This is a genomic window from Clostridium intestinale DSM 6191 (genome assembly GCF_900130055.1).
GTDB lineage: Bacteria > Bacillota > Clostridia > Clostridiales > Clostridiaceae > Clostridium_T > Clostridium_T intestinale.
Map to the genome: position 1 here is coordinate 36,818 of NZ_FQXU01000015.1, position 15,401 is coordinate 52,218.

Sequence of the window (15,401 nt, forward strand, 5' to 3'; positions counted from 1 at the left end):
CTTTATTGCACTGGTGCTAGAGTAGATACTTTTAGTTCTTGCTCTAAAGCATAAGCTGTTTTTAATATTTTTTCTTCACCAAAGTGAGGCCCAAGTATTTGAAGTCCTATTGGTAATCCTTCTTTGCTTAAAGCACAAGGAATTGAAATTGCAGGAATACCAGCAAGGTTTGCATTAACTGTGTAAATATCGGCAAGATACATTGATAATGGATCTTCAGATTTTTCTCCACATTTAAATGCAACAGTAGGAGTAGTAGGACTTAAGATTACATCATATTCATCAAAAGCTTTCTTAAACTCTTCTTTAATTTTCTTTTTTAGTTTGTGAGCTCTGTTGTAGTAAGCATCATAGTATCCAGAAGATAAAGCGTAAGTTCCAAGCATTATTCTTCTTTTAACCTCTTTACCAAAAGCTTCAGTTCTACTCTTAACCATTAAATCATCAATATTTGAAAATTCTTCAGGTCTGTAACCATATCTTACTCCATCAAATCTAGCTAAGTTAGAACTAGCTTCAGCAGAAGAGATTATATAGTATGCAGACAGTCCTTCTTCAGTTATAGGAAGAGACATCTCACTAACCTCAGCACCAAGATCCTTTAACACTTGTATAGATTGTTTTATTGAATCACTGATTTCTTCATCAAGACTGCTTTGGAAAAATTCCTTAGGAACTCCTATCTTCATTCCTTTAACACCATCAGCTAAGGTACTTAAATAATCGCCTTTTATTTCACCTTTATAGGAAGTTGAATCAAGAGAATCTTCTCCCTGAATAACTTCTAAAGTTAAAGCTGCATCTGTAACAGATTTAGAGAATGGTCCTATTTGATCTAAAGAAGAACCAAAAGCTATAAGACCAAATCTTGATACTATTCCATAGGTTGGTTTAAAGCCTACAACACCACAAAAAGCAGCTGGTTGTCTTATAGAGCCGCCAGTATCTGATCCCAAAGAAATAGGAGATAAACCAGCAGCAACAACAGCAGCAGAACCACCAGATGAACCACCAGGAACTCTAGTTAAATCCCATGGATTTTTTGTTGTCTTAAAGGAAGAGTTTTCTGTAGAAGAACCCATAGCGAATTCATCCATATTAGTTTTACCTATTATTATTGCATCTTCTTTAAGAAGCTTTTTTATAACTGTAGCATCATAAGGAGGAACAAAGTCTCCAAGCATTTTTGATGCACAAGTAGTTAAAGTACCATCAGTACAAATATTATCTTTTATAGCTATAGGAACTCCAGCAAGTCTTCCTACAGGTTCACCAGCTGCAATTTTTTTATCAATTTCCTTAGCTCTTTCTAAAGCTTTTTCTTCGCAAAGCGTTATATAAGCTTGAACCTTAGGTTCAACTTCTTTTATCCTATCAAATAGAGCTGTTACTACATCAACAGCAGTAAAGCGTCTAGCTATAATACTTTCTCTAATTTCATTTGCTTGTAATAATTCAATTTGCATTTATATTCACCACCTATTCTATAATCTTTGGAACCATTATCGCAGTATCTCTCATAGATTTTGTATTAGAGAATAACTTCTTCTTATCCTCAAATACCGCCATTTCATCTTTTCTTAGTACTGGTTTTAAATCTTCAGAAAAAATATTCAAATCAATATCACTTAAATCAAATTTGTCTATAGTTTCGAAATGAGTTAAGATGCTTTCAAATTCTCCTGCAAGCTTTTCAGCTTCTTCTTCTGTAAATTTAAGCTTAGCTAGTTTTGAAATATATTCTACATTTTCAACAGTAACTTTCATTTTTACAATCCTCCTATGGTTCTAATCTTTTTAAATCTCTTGGTAGAAGAGTAGCTTCTCTTATATTTTCTAAATCTAATATTTTTAAAGTAAGTCTTTCAAGACCTATAGCAAAACCACCGTGAGGAGGCATTCCATATTTAAAACTATCTAGATAGAAACCAAAATCTTCTGGGTTTAAACCAAATTTTCTAATGTTTGCGGCTAACATATCGTAGTCATGTATTCTTTGACCACCAGTTGTAATTTCTAGACCTTTATATATTAAATCAAAGCTTTTTGTAAGTTCAGGTCTTTCACTATCAGGCATTGCATACATAGGTCTCTTTGATACTGGGTATTCAGTAAGGAAAACAAAATCACAATCGTAAGTTTCTTTTATATATTTTGAAAGAATAACTTCTCCTTCAGCATCTATATTTCCTACTGGAGATTTCTTGTTGAATTTCTCTAATAAAATTTCTTGTGCTTTAGCTAATGGCATTCTAGGAATTTCTAACTTATCAGGAAGTTCAATTCCATACATTTGAAGTTCTTTTGGACATTTTTCCTTAAGAGTTTTAAATAAGTAGTTTAAGAAACCTTCCTCTAAATCCATAACTTCATATTCATCCTCTATAAAGCCCATTTCAACGTCTAAACTTACGTATTCACTTAAGTGCCTCCAAGTTCCATGAAGTTCAGCTCTATATGCATGACCTACTTCAAAAACTCTTTCAAATCCAGCTCCAACCATCATCTGTTTGTAAAACTGTGGACTTTGTGATAAAAATGCACGTTTGTTAAAGTAGTTAACAGTGAACATTTCAGATCCACCCTCAGTACTAGATGAGATTATCTTAGGTGTATGAATTTCAGAAAATCTTAAGTCCTTTAAGTAAGTTCTAAAAGCATCACCAATTTCTTCTTGAATTTTAAATACAGCTCTTGTTTTAGGTGATCTTAAACTTAAACTTCTGTAATCCAATTGTTTTTCTAATGAAGCCTTTTGTTTGTAGCTGTTTACTTCAAAAGGTAATTTATCATAAAATGCCTTTCCAATTACAGTAATTCCTTTAGATATAAGTTCTACACCACCAGGTGCCTTTTCATTTTCAACTTTATCCCCAATTGCCTCAACACTCATTTCAAGTCTTAAGTCTTTAATTTCATCTTTATCAACAACTAGTTGGATTATTCCAGTTTTATCTCTTAAATGAAGAAAAGTTATTTTACCAAGGTCGTGAATTTTATGAACCCACCCTTTAACTAAGACACTTTCTTCAGTTGTTTCTTTTACATCGCATACATAAGTTCTTTTCATTTTCTAATAGCCTCCTATAACTTTTAATACTTATTGCATATTTTTATAAACAAAAAAACCGCCTCTATACCATAAATTGGTATAGGGACGGTTAAAATTCCGCGGTGCCACCCTAGTTAGCATAGTAAATTTAGAAGCCGTAAGAATAAAAAAAACCGTCCTTATACTTACGTATAGGAACGGATTATCCGCGGTACCACCCTAAATTAGCTAATGCTCACTCATATTGATACAAAAACTCTAACTTGTTTTTATATCTAGTCATTTTAACGGTTGACTACCGGCTAAGTCTACTCTTTACATTTCGGTTAGCATCTCAAAGGTGTTCTTCGATACATACATCATACTGGGCTTTCACCGTCCCCAAGCTCGCTAAAAATCAAGTTATGTATTTACTCTCCTCGTCATAGATTAAGAGTTGAATATTGTTTTTCTTATTATATTATTATATAAATAAAAAATCAATAGTATTTTTAAAAAAAGTTTAATATCTTATTTTGAAAATAATTAAATAGGGTTTATGTTATAATAATTAAAAGCAATTTACTAAGGTTTTTAGCAAGGAGTGTAGCAAATGAATGGAGTAAAACTAGCAATATTTGATATGGATGGGCTGATGTTTGATACAGAAATGCTTACCAAAAGAGCATGGATGGAGATAGGAAAAACTTATAATTATGATATAACTTTAGATTTTTTAATTGGACTTTTAGGAATGAATAAAACTTCAATATCAAATAGATTTAAAAGTATACACGGAGAAGAATTTCCATTTGATAAGCTATATGTTGAACAAGGCAAGGTTGTTAATAGGATAATAGAAGAGGAAGGCCTTGGAGTAAAAGAGGGACTTATAGAACTTCTTGACTTTCTAGATGAAAAAGGTATAAAGAAAGCTGTAGCAACATCTAGCAGTAGAGAAAGAGCTGAAAGATTATTATCTATAGCTGGTATATTGGATAGATTTGATAGAGTAATATGTGGAGATGAAGTAACAAAAGGAAAACCAGACCCAGAGATATTTTTAACGGTATGTAAGAAGTTAGATGTTGAACCTAAGGAAGCTATTGTGTTCGAAGATTCGGAAAGAGGATTAGAAGCAGCAGTTGCTGGAGGTATAAAATGTGTAATAATACCAGATTTGGTTGAGCCTTCTGAAAAACATGTAGGTTTAGCTTATGCTAAACTTAAGAATTTATTAGAAGTTATTAATTTAAAATAACATCTAAAAACCTTTATAAACTAACAATTTATAGAGGTTTTTTATAAACATATTCCAAATTAAGTATATAAAGTACATACAATCTTTTACGAATATATGATATGTATAGTATAATATATAATATTGTATATTTTAATATGTGGAGGCCAATAATGCTTAAAAATTGTATGGAAGATATGGTTAATGATATGTTACCAGATTTATTAGAGAAGTATGAAGGAATATGCACTTGTGAAAAGTGTATTCAAGATATAAAAGCAATAGCTTTAAATAATCTTCAACCTTTGTATGGAGTAACTGAAAAAGGAATATTATATATAAAAGCGAATCAATTAGGAACTCAATTTAAAATAGATATTGCAAATCAATTAATAAAAGCCATAGATAAAGTATCTTTAAACATAAAGCACGTATAGAAAAACTGAAGATAGTTTTGGAGGAAGCATATTATGTACATAAATAAAACATCTTTTAAAGTAAGATATGTGGAAACAGATAAAATGGGGATTGTTCACCACTCTAACTATTATCCTTGGTTTGAGATAGGTAGAGGAGAGTTTATAAAAGAAACAGATATATCCTATAAGGATATGGAAACGCAAGGAATTCTTATGCCTTTAGCTGAAAGTTATTGTAAATACATAATTCCCGCAAAATATGAGGATCTTGTTACAATAGAAACGTGGATAGAAACACTAAGCCCAGTAAAAGTTATTTTTAACTATAAGGTCATAAGAGAAGAGGATGGAGTACTTTTAGCAAAAGGGAGTACTACTCATGCCTTTGTTAATAGTGATTTTAAGATAATAAATATTAAAAAGTTAAATAATATAATTTGGGATAAGATAAATGAATTAAAATAAATATAGTGGCTGTAACTATTATTAAATTAGTAGTTATGGTCATATTTATTTTAATGTTAAAATTTTATAACATTTATTCAGTTGTGTCATAAAATGACGAAATTTGAAATAGAGGTATATGTAAAAATAAAAGAATTAGGGGGAAGTAAAATGAAAAATTTAAACTTAGGAAGTAAAATATCAATATTTCTAGGGGGTATAATTACAATAGTTTTTGTTGCAATATTCTCATTAGTTCTTAAAAATGTATATACAACCAGTATTACGAATGCAGAAATTCTCGCTAAAGAAACTTCAAAATCATATGCTAAAGAGTTTGAAAATAGGCTTTATAATTTAAAAAATATTGCAGAAGTAGTAGATAATGCAGTGGAAAATCAGATGAAGGCAGATATTAAGGATAGAAATTTAGTAATTAACATGCAGAAAGATATATTAGCTAAATATCCAGAAATATATGGTATTACAGTTGCATTTGAGCCTAATGCTTATGATGGAAGAGATTTTTCTTATAAAAATACTGATGAATACGGGGAAGATGGTTTATTTATACCTTATGTAACAAGAGATGGAGATAAATATCATGTTGAGGCTGCATATAGTTCTGAAACTGACATGACTTGGTATAATGAGCCTAAAAAAAGTAAAAATATATTTGTTACTGAACCTACAGTATACCAGGTAAATGGTTCTCCAATATCAATGGCATCATTAGTGTTACCTATTTTAAATAGTGAAAATAATTTTATCGGTGTTATTTCAATAGATTATAAATTAGACACTTTTCAATCAATAGTTGAGAATGTTGAACTTATTGGGGGATCAGCTTCATTAATATCTAAAAATGGAATATTTATAGCAGATGGATATAATAAAGAAAATTTAATGAGAAATGCAGCTGATATTGATACATCATGGAAGGATACAATAGATAAAACCTCAAAAGGAGAAGAATTTAATAATTACGTAATGTCATCGGAAATGGGTGAAAATATATTAAGAGTAACTCATAAAATTAATCTTGAGGGAACTGATACTAACTGGGCATTTGTGAGTAATATTCCTAAAATAAATATCCTTCAAGGCTTTTATTCTCAGTTAAAATCTGTAGTTATTATAGCAATTAGTTCGTTAATAATCATAATACTTTTAATATTATTAATTGTAAGAGGCTCTATAAAAGAGTTAAAGAAAGTTGAAAAACAATTAGAAAATATAGCAAATGGAGACTTAAGTAAAGTATTAGATTTGGATAAGGCCTCTTCAAATAATGAGATTGGCAGAATGCTTAAATCTACAGCTAAAATGCAGGAATCATTAAAAAATATAATAAAGGGAGTAAAAGATGAATCTAATACAGTATCTAGGTCTATAAATAATGTTGAAGATAATATTAAGGAGCTTAATATACAGGTGGTGGATGTATCAGCTACAACTGAAGAGTTATCAGCTAGTATGGAGGAGACTTCAGCAAGTTCAGAAGAAATGACTGCGTCAACTTCAGACATAGAACGAGAAGTTGAAAATATGTCTGAAAAAATACAAGAAGGTCTAAAATCTTCTAAAGAAATATATTCACGTGCTGAAAATTTAAAGGTTTCGGCTATTGAAGCACAAAAAAATGCAAATGATATTAAAGTTGATATAGATAAGAAATTAAAAGTTGCACTTGAAAAATCAAAGTCAGCAGAACAAATAAAAAACTTAACAGAGGGGATATTGCAGATTACTTCTCAAACAAATCTTTTAGCACTAAATGCGGCTATAGAAGCAGCTAGAGCAGGAGAGGTAGGTAGGGGTTTTGCTGTAGTAGCAGAAGAAATTAGAAAGCTAGCAGAATCATCTAAAGAAACAGTAATAGAAATACAAGAAATTACAAGAGTTGTATTAGAGGCTATTATTAGTTTAAGAGAAGGCGCTAATGAAGCATTGAACTTCATAGATTTACAAGTGCTTCCAGACTACTCAAAGCAGGTTGATACTGGAGAACAATATAGTGAAGATGCAAATAGAATTGAGAATATAATTACTGATTTTAGCAATAATTCTAAGGAGCTATTAAAAGCAACTAAAAATATAGTTTCAGCTATAAATGAGGTAGCATTAGCTGCTAATGAAGGTGCTGTTGGCTCAACTAATATAGCAGATAAAACTAGTAACATTGCAAATTTGACAGAAAAGGTATTAAATGAATCAGAGGAATCAAAATTAAGTTCTCAAAAATTGCTGGATATGATTTCTATATTTAAGTTATAATATTTCTATATATATTAGAATTTTAGAGGTGTTTTAAATGAATATAGAAAATGCAATTTATAGAAGGAAATCAGTAAGAAAGTACAAAAATAGTAGTATTTCAGAAGAAGACTTTGATTTCATCAATAAACTAATAAAAGATGTTCCAAGATTATATCCAAAGATAGAAATGAATATTGAGCTTATTAAAGATGGTAAAAAGATTCAAGATATAAGTAAGGGTATAGTGGGAAGTTATGGGAAAATAGAAGCTCCACATTATTTAGTAATTACCTCAGAGGAGAAAAGTGGATATCTAGAAAATATAGGATATACACTTGAAGAAATAGTTTTAGAACTAGCTGATAGAGGGATAGGAACTTGTTGGATAGGTGGATTTATAAAGAAAAATTTATTAAAAGATGTAATGACTATAAAAGAAAATCACAAGCCTGTAATAGTAATTTCTTTTGGTTATCCTGAAAATGAACAGGAATTAGATGTTAAAGAGTCAAACTCTTTTAAAAGAAAAAAACTTGAGGAAGTTATATATGAACCTTTTGAAGATAAATGGGTGAAAATATTTGATAAGGTTAGAGTAGCTCCATCGGCGGTTAATCTTCAACCTTGGGTATTTACTATGGAAGGTGATACTAAAATAGAGGCTTTTGCTAAAACTGGTAACTTAATCACTAAAAAACTCATGCATTTTAGCGACTTAGATGTGGGAATAGCAATAAAACATTTGGAGCTAGCATGTAAAGAGGAAAATATAAAAACTATTTATACAAAAACTTCACATGATTTAAAGGGGTTAAAGTATATTTTAACAATAGAATTAGAAAATATTTAATGAAAATAAGAGCAGAGAGATCTGTTCTTATTTTTTTCAAGGAATTTAATGAAGCATGAGAAGCGGCTTCTATGGATTCAGCAACTCTTTTGTTTAAATCTTACCAAACTCTTAAGATTTACTAACTTTAACCTTAATAGTGATTAATTTTAAGGAAAATATGGTAATGTAATAAATAAGATGAAACAAAGGGGGCAAATTATGAAGATATTTTTAAAATACGTACTAAAGAGCATGTTAGAAAAAAAAGCAAGATTCTTTCTTTTGCTAATAGCTATAGTACTTAGCACAGGATTATTTGTAGGAAGCATGGGAGCAGTAGATGCAGCTATAGACAGTTTTGTAAAACCGCAGCTAGAACAACTTGAAAATAAAGATGTATATGTATCAGCTAAAGATGGATCAATGGCCTTTGACTTAGAGGGGTTAAAGTTAGATGGATTAAAAGATATAGTACCTGAAATAAGAAGTAGTTTTATATATGATACAGATGATATGCAGACAATACAAGTAATAGGGCGTGAAGAAAAGTATATAAATAAAGATGTATTTGTAGATGGAAATGAGTTAAAAGATTTTAATGGTGAGACGTGTATAATCTCAAAAAGAGTTAGTGAAGAGTTTGATCTTAAAGTTGGAGATAAACTAAATACACTGCTTAATGGCGAGAAGGTTAGCCTAGAAATCTCAAAAATTTCAGCTAATCAAGGAGTTTTTTATGGTGATACAAAAGAGAACTTTCAGATAATAGTTCCTTATAAATATTTAGCTGAAAAGTTTAATATGAAAGGTAAATATAATGTTGCATTTGCGAATAAAACAGAAGCAAACATTAAAGATTCAATAGAAAAATTTAATGATGTTAACACTAATTTTATAGCTAAAGAACTTTATAATGAAGATGCTGTAAAAAGTCAAGTTGCACAAATAAACAACATGCTTTACATGATGTTATTAGTAGTTGTATTTATGAGCAGCATAATAATATATAGTTCTTTTAAATTAACAGTAACAGAGAGAATGCCAATTATAGGAACGTTTTTAAGTCAAGGTGCAACTAGGGGGACTATAAGAAGAATATTATACTTAGAAAGTTTGTGTTATGGAGTTTTAGGAGGGGTAATAGGTAATTTATTAGGAATTGGAATATTATACCTAATAAATTACGTTATATCTCCTTTAAAAGAGTATGGAATACTACAACAACCTAACATAAATATTAGATATTTAATATATGGACTAGTATTTTCAATACTACTATCTGTTGCATCAGCTGTAGTACCGATTATAAAGACGAATAAGCTTCAAGTTAAGGAAGTTATATTAAATACCTCAGATAGCTCAGAACAAATAGGGATAGGTAAATTTATAGCAGGCATAGTGCTTCTACTAGGAGTGATTATTGTAAACTCACTTAAAACTAAATGGTTAATAAATATAAGCCCAGTATTATTTATATTAGCAATAATTGCAGTAATACTAATTTATCCTAAGGTTGTAGAGTTTATATCAAAAAATATATTTTCTAAGCTTAGAGATACTAATCCTATAAATGCGCTAGCCCTAAATAACATGAGTACATCTAAAGTTTTGCTTGGAAATATTAACTTAATGAATATAGCAATTATATCTATTATAATGATAAATTCTTTAAGCATTAGTATAAAAGACGTAGTAGTAGAGGCTTATGAAAAATTAAACTATGGTATAGAAATAAATGTTCCTGAAAGTGGTGCCTTTGATCTTAAGGAAAAGGTATTAGATATACTTAAGGAAGAACCTAATGTTGTTCAAAGTTCAATACAAAGACAGCAATATGCGAGTGGAGATATTGATGGCAATAATTATTCAGTTATGGGAATAGAGCCAGATAAATATTTAGACTTTGATAATTATCTAAACTGGGATAAAGAAGAATATAAAGAATTTGAAAATGGTAGTTTAAATGATGTTGTTATAACTGAAAAGATAGCAGAAAAAGTAAAATTGAAAAAAGGCGATAGCTTTGATATGAAAGTTGGAACTACCAATAAAAGCTATAATGTTGTAGGGATTATTGATGGTAAATTATATAATGGTGGATCGGTTGTTTTTATAAATTATAAGGGTCTACCAAAAGAATATGTAGATAGTGCGTCTATACAGTTTTACTTAAATACTACAGGACGTTCAGCAGATGTAAAAGAAAATATCAACAAGAAAATCAGAGCTCTTGGAGGCAGTGTTTTAACATTTGAAGAAACAAAAGCAAGAAATGTTGAAAATAACAAACAACTTACAGATATATTGAGTATATTCTCATTTATGTCGGTTGTTATAGGAGCTTTTGGAGTTCTAAATAATATAGGAATAAGTTTTATTCAGAGGAAAAAAGATTTAGCAGTTTTAAGTTCAGTAGGTATGAGTAAATTCCAAAGAAATAGAATGCTTATAGTAGAGTCTGTTCTTACAGTATTATGGTCAATAATTATTGTAACGCCATTCTCTTATCTTGGGATGTCAATAATGAGTAAGATAAGTAAGTTATTAGGATTTGATATGGAAGTTGTATTTAATATTAAGTTTGTACCAGTAATATTTTTAGTATCTCTGGCAATAGTTTTAATAGCAACAATACCAGTATTATTTAAAAGTAAAAAACTATCTATTATAGAAGAATTAAAATATGAGTAGGAGGAAAAGAAATGAGAGCAATAGAAGTATTTGATTTAAATAAAAATTTCAAGGTAGGTAAAGAAGAAATAAATGTTCTAAAGAATTTAAACTTTTCTGTGGATAAGGGGGAGTTTCTTTCTATAATGGGACCATCAGGTTGTGGAAAGTCCACACTTTTATATCTATTAGGAGGATTAGATAAACCTTCAAGTGGTATAGTAAATGTTAATGGAAAAGACTTAAGTAAATTAAGTGAAAAGCAAAAAAGTATAATGAAAAGAAGAGAACTTGGATTTGTATTTCAGTTTTATAATTTAGTTCCTAACCTTTCTGTAGAAGATAATATTTTACTTCCAATAATTTTAGATGGAGGAAAGATAAAAGATTATTCACGTAAGCTTACTGAAATATTGGATAGAATAGAAATGAGTCATAAGAGAAAAGTGACACCTAGAGAATTGTCTGGTGGACAACAGCAAAGAGTTGCAATAGCTAGAGCATTAGTATTTGAACCAGATATAATATTAGCAGATGAACCTATAGGAAACTTAGATTCAAAGACAGGTACGGAAATAATGAGACTTTTCAAAAATATAAATAAAGACTTAGGGAAAACAATAATACAAGTTACTCACTCACAAGAATCGGCTGCTTATGGGACTTCAATATTAAAATTAAGAGACGGAGAAATTGTAGTTAGAGAAGAAGTTGCATCGTAGCAATTTAATTGAGTTTAACTATTTTGCTGATAGTAATAGATGTAAATTTAAATAAAACTTTATAAAGTTTAATAAAAAAGCAGCATTAAGCTGCTTTTTTATTCTATATGATATATTCTTATTGTTGAATACCTGAGTACATAGATACTTGAGTACCTGAGTACTCAGGTACTCAAGTATTCAACTATTTAAATTAGATAAACTATTTTAAATCTTTTACTCCTGTTTCTAAAATTTCCATTTGCAATAAAGTTTGTTCATCAGTAATAGTTTTTTCTTTTCCATTTATAATAGCTTCGTATAAATCATCATAAACTCTTCCATAATCACCATCAACTGATTTAACTTTTTCTTCATGAGTTACGCCTTCATCATCTATATAAGTTATAGTCCCATAGTGCTCAAGAGTATCAATACCAAAATCTTTATTATGAGGCATGTGGAATAGTTTTAAGTGTTCTTCTTGGCGGTCTTTAGTTTGTTTAACGAAGCATCCCTTTTTACCATATACAACAAAACTTGGTCTTTCTTTTAATCTAAAGTAACTAGATTTAACGGACACCTTTAAAATTCCATAATATAAATCTAAATCAAAATAATCATTCATTCTTCCAGAACCTAATAATTGTCTAACATCATAATGAATGTCGTCAGGTTTTCCAAAATAACTTATTACTTGATCTAAAGTATGGCAGCCATGTCCATATAAATAAGAAAAGTGAGGAATAAAATTAGTTACTGATTCAGGAACTTCAGGACGATAATAATCATAATGCATTTCAACTTCAAGTAATTCTCCAAGATTGCCTTCTTCAATAACTTTTTGAACTGTTAAGAAATCACTGTCAAAACGTCTATTTTGATACGCTTGAACAATTAGACCTTTTTCCTTTGCAAGTTCAAATATTTCTTTAGCTTGAGCTGATGTTTCCATAAAAGGTTTTTCAACTAAGCAGTGTTTATTATGTTCTAATACCATTTTTGCATATTCATAATGACTATCATGTCTTGTACAGACTACTATAAGCTGTATATCTTCATCATTTAGTAATTCATTTAAATCAGAAGTGTAGTTTACACCTTCTATCCTAGCCCAACTTTCGTGTTTAGGGTTTCTTTGATATATTGTTTTAACTTTTATATTTTCTCTTCTCAAAACGAATGGTAGATGATATCTATTTGTACTTTTACCATTGCCAATATAACCAATTGTAAGCATAATACCCTCCTTAAAATATGATATACTTAATTTTAACATAAATTTAAAAGCAAAAAGAGCTGAAGTGTTATAATTAGATGAAAAATAATGCTGAGTTATGTTAATAATTATGATAATAAAGATTTTGTAGAGGTGTTTTAAGTTGATTGATAGAGGATTAGAACTGTTAGAAAGATATTTTGGATACAAGAGTTTTAGAAGAGGACAAGACGATATTATTAAAAATATTGTTGAAGGTAATGATGTATTAGCAATTATGCCAACAGGGGGAGGAAAGTCTATCTGTTATCAAATTCCTGCACTTATGCTGGAAGGAATGACTTTAGTAATTTCTCCGTTAATTTCTTTAATGAAGGATCAGGTTGATACTATTAAAGAAATGGGAATAGAAGCAGCTTATATAAATAGTTCATTATCAACTAATGAATTTAAAGAAGTATTAGATGGAATAAGAAGTGATAGATTTAAAATTATATATGTGGCTCCAGAACGACTTGATTCTTATGAATTTTTATCTATACTTGGAGAGAAAAATATATCGCAAGTGGCTATTGATGAAGCTCACTGTGTATCTCAATGGGGACATGATTTTAGAACAAGCTATAGAAAGATACCTTTTTTTATTAATAGCTTAAGGAATAGACCTATAATAACTGCCTTTACAGCAACAGCTACAAATGAAGTAAGGGAAGACATAATTAATATTTTATCTCTGAATACTCCAAAAGTATTTATATCAGGTTTTGATAGAGAAAACCTTAAGATAACTATAGTAAAATCAGGTAGTAAAAAGGATTATCTTTTAGATTATATAAATAATCATAAAGAAGATTCAGGAATAATATATGCGGCTACCCGTAAAGAAGTAGATGCAGCTTATACATTACTTTTAAAAAAAGGTTTTTCTGTGGGAAGATATCATGCAGGCTTATCTGATAATGAAAGAGAAAAAAGTCAAGAGGATTTTATCTACGATAGAGTTAATATTATGGTTGCTACCAATGCTTTTGGTATGGGAATAGATAAATCTAATATTAGATATGTTATTCATTATAATATGCCTAAAAATATAGAAAGCTACTATCAAGAAATAGGTAGAGCAGGTAGAGATGGTTTAGATAGCGAATGTGTACTTCTATTTACTCCTGGGGATGTACAAACTCAAAAGTATTTAATTGAGATGAGTATAGAAAATCCAGAGAGAAAAAATAATCAATATAAAATGCTGCAATATATGGTTGATATGATTCACTCTAATGATTGTTATAGGAGATTTATACTTAATTATTTTGGAGATGAATATCCTAAGGATTGTAACAATTGTAGTAATTGTGAAAGTGAAGGAGAAATAGTTGATAGAACCTTAGATGCACAGAAGGTTTTGTCTTGCATATATAGAATGAAGAGAAGCTTTGGTTCTACAATGATTGTAGATGTACTTAGAGCATCTAAAAATAAGAAACTTCAAGAGTTTAAGTTCAATGAATTATCTACCTATGGAATAATGAAGGAGTTCTCCAAAGACGATTTGAAGAATTTCATAAACACTCTTATTTCTCATGGATATATGGATATGGTAGAGGGAACTTACCCAGTTATTAGATTAAATGATAGGTCTATAAAAGTATTAAAGGGAGAAGAACAGGTTAAATTCAAAGAAATCAAGGTGGAAAGAGTATTTAAGATTGACGATTCATTATATGAAGAGCTTAGAACTTTAAGAAGAGAGATTTCGGAGAGAGAGGGAGTTCCTCCTTACATAATATTCCCTGATGTAACCTTAAAGGATATGTCTATAAAACATCCAGTTAATAAAGAGCAAATGCTTTTAATATCTGGAGTAGGTGAGGTTAAGTATAATAAATATGGTGAGGAATTTGAAAAGCTAATACTAAAATATTTAGAGAAAAATAGAGCTATTTTAGATGATGAGGTATGTTATGTTTCAACTGATGAAAGATTATTAGAAGAATTAATAAAGGTTAGGAATGCTATTGCTAAAAAAGAAAATCAACTTCCTCAAGCTGTAATAGCTAAAAATACATTAAAAGAAATAAGTGGAAGGTATCCTAGAGATACAGATAACTTAAAGGATATAACAGGTCTTGGACCTAAGAAAATAGAAAGATATTCAGAGAAAATCTTGGAAATAGTAAATAACTATGTATTAGAACATGGTATTGGAGTTAAGTGGAGAGATAAAAAAAGAAATAAGCTAATAATAGATGGCGAACATAGAAAGCCGGATGAAATTGCTATAGATATGCTTAAGGAAGGAAAGGAACTTCAATATATTTCCCAGGAATTAGAGGTTTCAATATCTACAGTATTAGGTTATGTTACTGACTATTTAGAGTCAGGAAGAGAACTAGACTTTTACTTAGATATAAGAGGGCTATATACAGAAGAGGAGAGAGCTTTAATTATAAATGAGTGCAGAAACTCGGGGTACAGCTCTATAAGTTCAATAAAGAGAAAACTTCCTGATAACATAAAATATGAGAGTATAAGGGCAGTTATTTTGGACGAATACTATCTTAAAGACAAGGTTTAATGGAAGGAATG

General features: G+C 29.7%; 12 protein-coding genes and 1 other annotated feature. Of the genes, 8 read left to right on the plus strand and 4 right to left on the minus strand.

Translation table 11 applies throughout. From position 1 onward, the window contains the following. Window positions 1-2: 2 nt before the first annotated feature. Genes gatA through aspS form a run of 3 tightly spaced genes read right to left on the minus strand, consistent with a single transcriptional unit; the run spans window position 3 to window position 3,070 of the window. Window positions 3-1,466 carry an Asp-tRNA(Asn)/Glu-tRNA(Gln) amidotransferase subunit GatA gene (gatA, locus tag BUA92_RS19150; protein ID WP_073022275.1) on the minus strand — a complete coding sequence of 488 codons (1,464 nt, stop codon included), beginning with the start codon at window positions 1,464-1,466 and terminating at the stop codon, window positions 3-5. A gap of 13 nt (window positions 1,467-1,479) precedes the next feature. Continuing rightward, complete coding sequence (gene gatC / locus BUA92_RS19155) at window positions 1,480-1,767, minus strand: Asp-tRNA(Asn)/Glu-tRNA(Gln) amidotransferase subunit GatC (RefSeq protein WP_021803238.1); 288 nt, start codon at window positions 1,765-1,767, stop codon at window positions 1,480-1,482. A gap of 13 nt (window positions 1,768-1,780) precedes the next feature. Further along, window positions 1,781-3,070 (minus strand): aspartate--tRNA(Asn) ligase, encoded by a 1,290-nt coding sequence (aspS, locus tag BUA92_RS19160; RefSeq protein WP_073022276.1) that lies wholly within the window; start codon window positions 3,068-3,070, stop codon window positions 1,781-1,783. A 172-nt stretch (window positions 3,071-3,242) separates the two neighbouring features. Continuing rightward, window positions 3,243-3,487 (minus strand) — a binding site (T-box leader). Window positions 3,488-3,644: 157 nt separating this feature from the next. On the opposite strand from aspS, the gene BUA92_RS19165 reads away from it, so the two are divergent. The 7 genes from BUA92_RS19165 to BUA92_RS19195 all read left to right on the plus strand — a co-directional run bounded on the left by BUA92_RS19165 (window position 3,645) and on the right by BUA92_RS19195 (window position 11,617). After that, the gene (locus BUA92_RS19165) at window positions 3,645-4,292 is read left to right on the plus strand and encodes an HAD family hydrolase (protein ID WP_073022277.1); all 648 of its coding nucleotides are present in this window, start codon (window positions 3,645-3,647) and stop codon (window positions 4,290-4,292) included. A gap of 152 nt (window positions 4,293-4,444) precedes the next feature. Next, window positions 4,445-4,708: a late competence development ComFB family protein gene (locus tag BUA92_RS19170; RefSeq protein WP_073022278.1), complete on the plus strand. Its 264-nt coding sequence runs from the start codon at window positions 4,445-4,447 to the stop codon at window positions 4,706-4,708. Window positions 4,709-4,741: 33 nt separating this feature from the next. Then, a complete protein-coding gene (locus tag BUA92_RS19175; protein WP_073022279.1) occupies window positions 4,742-5,155 on the plus strand; it encodes an acyl-CoA thioesterase in 414 nt (137 codons plus the stop codon). Between the two features lie 150 nt (window positions 5,156-5,305). Continuing rightward, complete coding sequence (locus BUA92_RS19180) at window positions 5,306-7,411, plus strand: methyl-accepting chemotaxis protein (RefSeq protein WP_073022280.1); 2,106 nt, start codon at window positions 5,306-5,308, stop codon at window positions 7,409-7,411. Window positions 7,412-7,448: 37 nt separating this feature from the next. Further along, window positions 7,449-8,243: a nitroreductase family protein gene (locus BUA92_RS19185; RefSeq protein ID WP_073022281.1), complete on the plus strand. Its 795-nt coding sequence runs from the start codon at window positions 7,449-7,451 to the stop codon at window positions 8,241-8,243. Between the two features lie 201 nt (window positions 8,244-8,444). Beyond that, window positions 8,445-10,916: an ABC transporter permease gene (locus BUA92_RS19190; protein WP_073022282.1), complete on the plus strand. Its 2,472-nt coding sequence runs from the start codon at window positions 8,445-8,447 to the stop codon at window positions 10,914-10,916. An 11-nt stretch (window positions 10,917-10,927) separates the two neighbouring features. Then, window positions 10,928-11,617 carry an ABC transporter ATP-binding protein gene (locus BUA92_RS19195; RefSeq protein ID WP_073022283.1) on the plus strand — a complete coding sequence of 230 codons (690 nt, stop codon included), beginning with the start codon at window positions 10,928-10,930 and terminating at the stop codon, window positions 11,615-11,617. Window positions 11,618-11,819: 202 nt separating this feature from the next. Here BUA92_RS19195 and BUA92_RS19200 read toward each other — a convergent pair whose 3' ends face one another. Next, entirely contained in the window at window positions 11,820-12,836 is a 1,017-nt protein-coding gene (locus BUA92_RS19200) for an oxidoreductase (RefSeq protein ID WP_073022284.1), read from the minus strand. Between the two features lie 142 nt (window positions 12,837-12,978). On the opposite strand from BUA92_RS19200, the gene recQ reads away from it, so the two are divergent. Further along, on the plus strand, window positions 12,979-15,390 hold the full coding sequence (gene recQ / locus BUA92_RS19205; protein ID WP_073022285.1) for a DNA helicase RecQ: 2,412 nt from the start codon (window positions 12,979-12,981) through the stop codon (window positions 15,388-15,390). Window positions 15,391-15,401 lie beyond the last annotated feature (11 nt).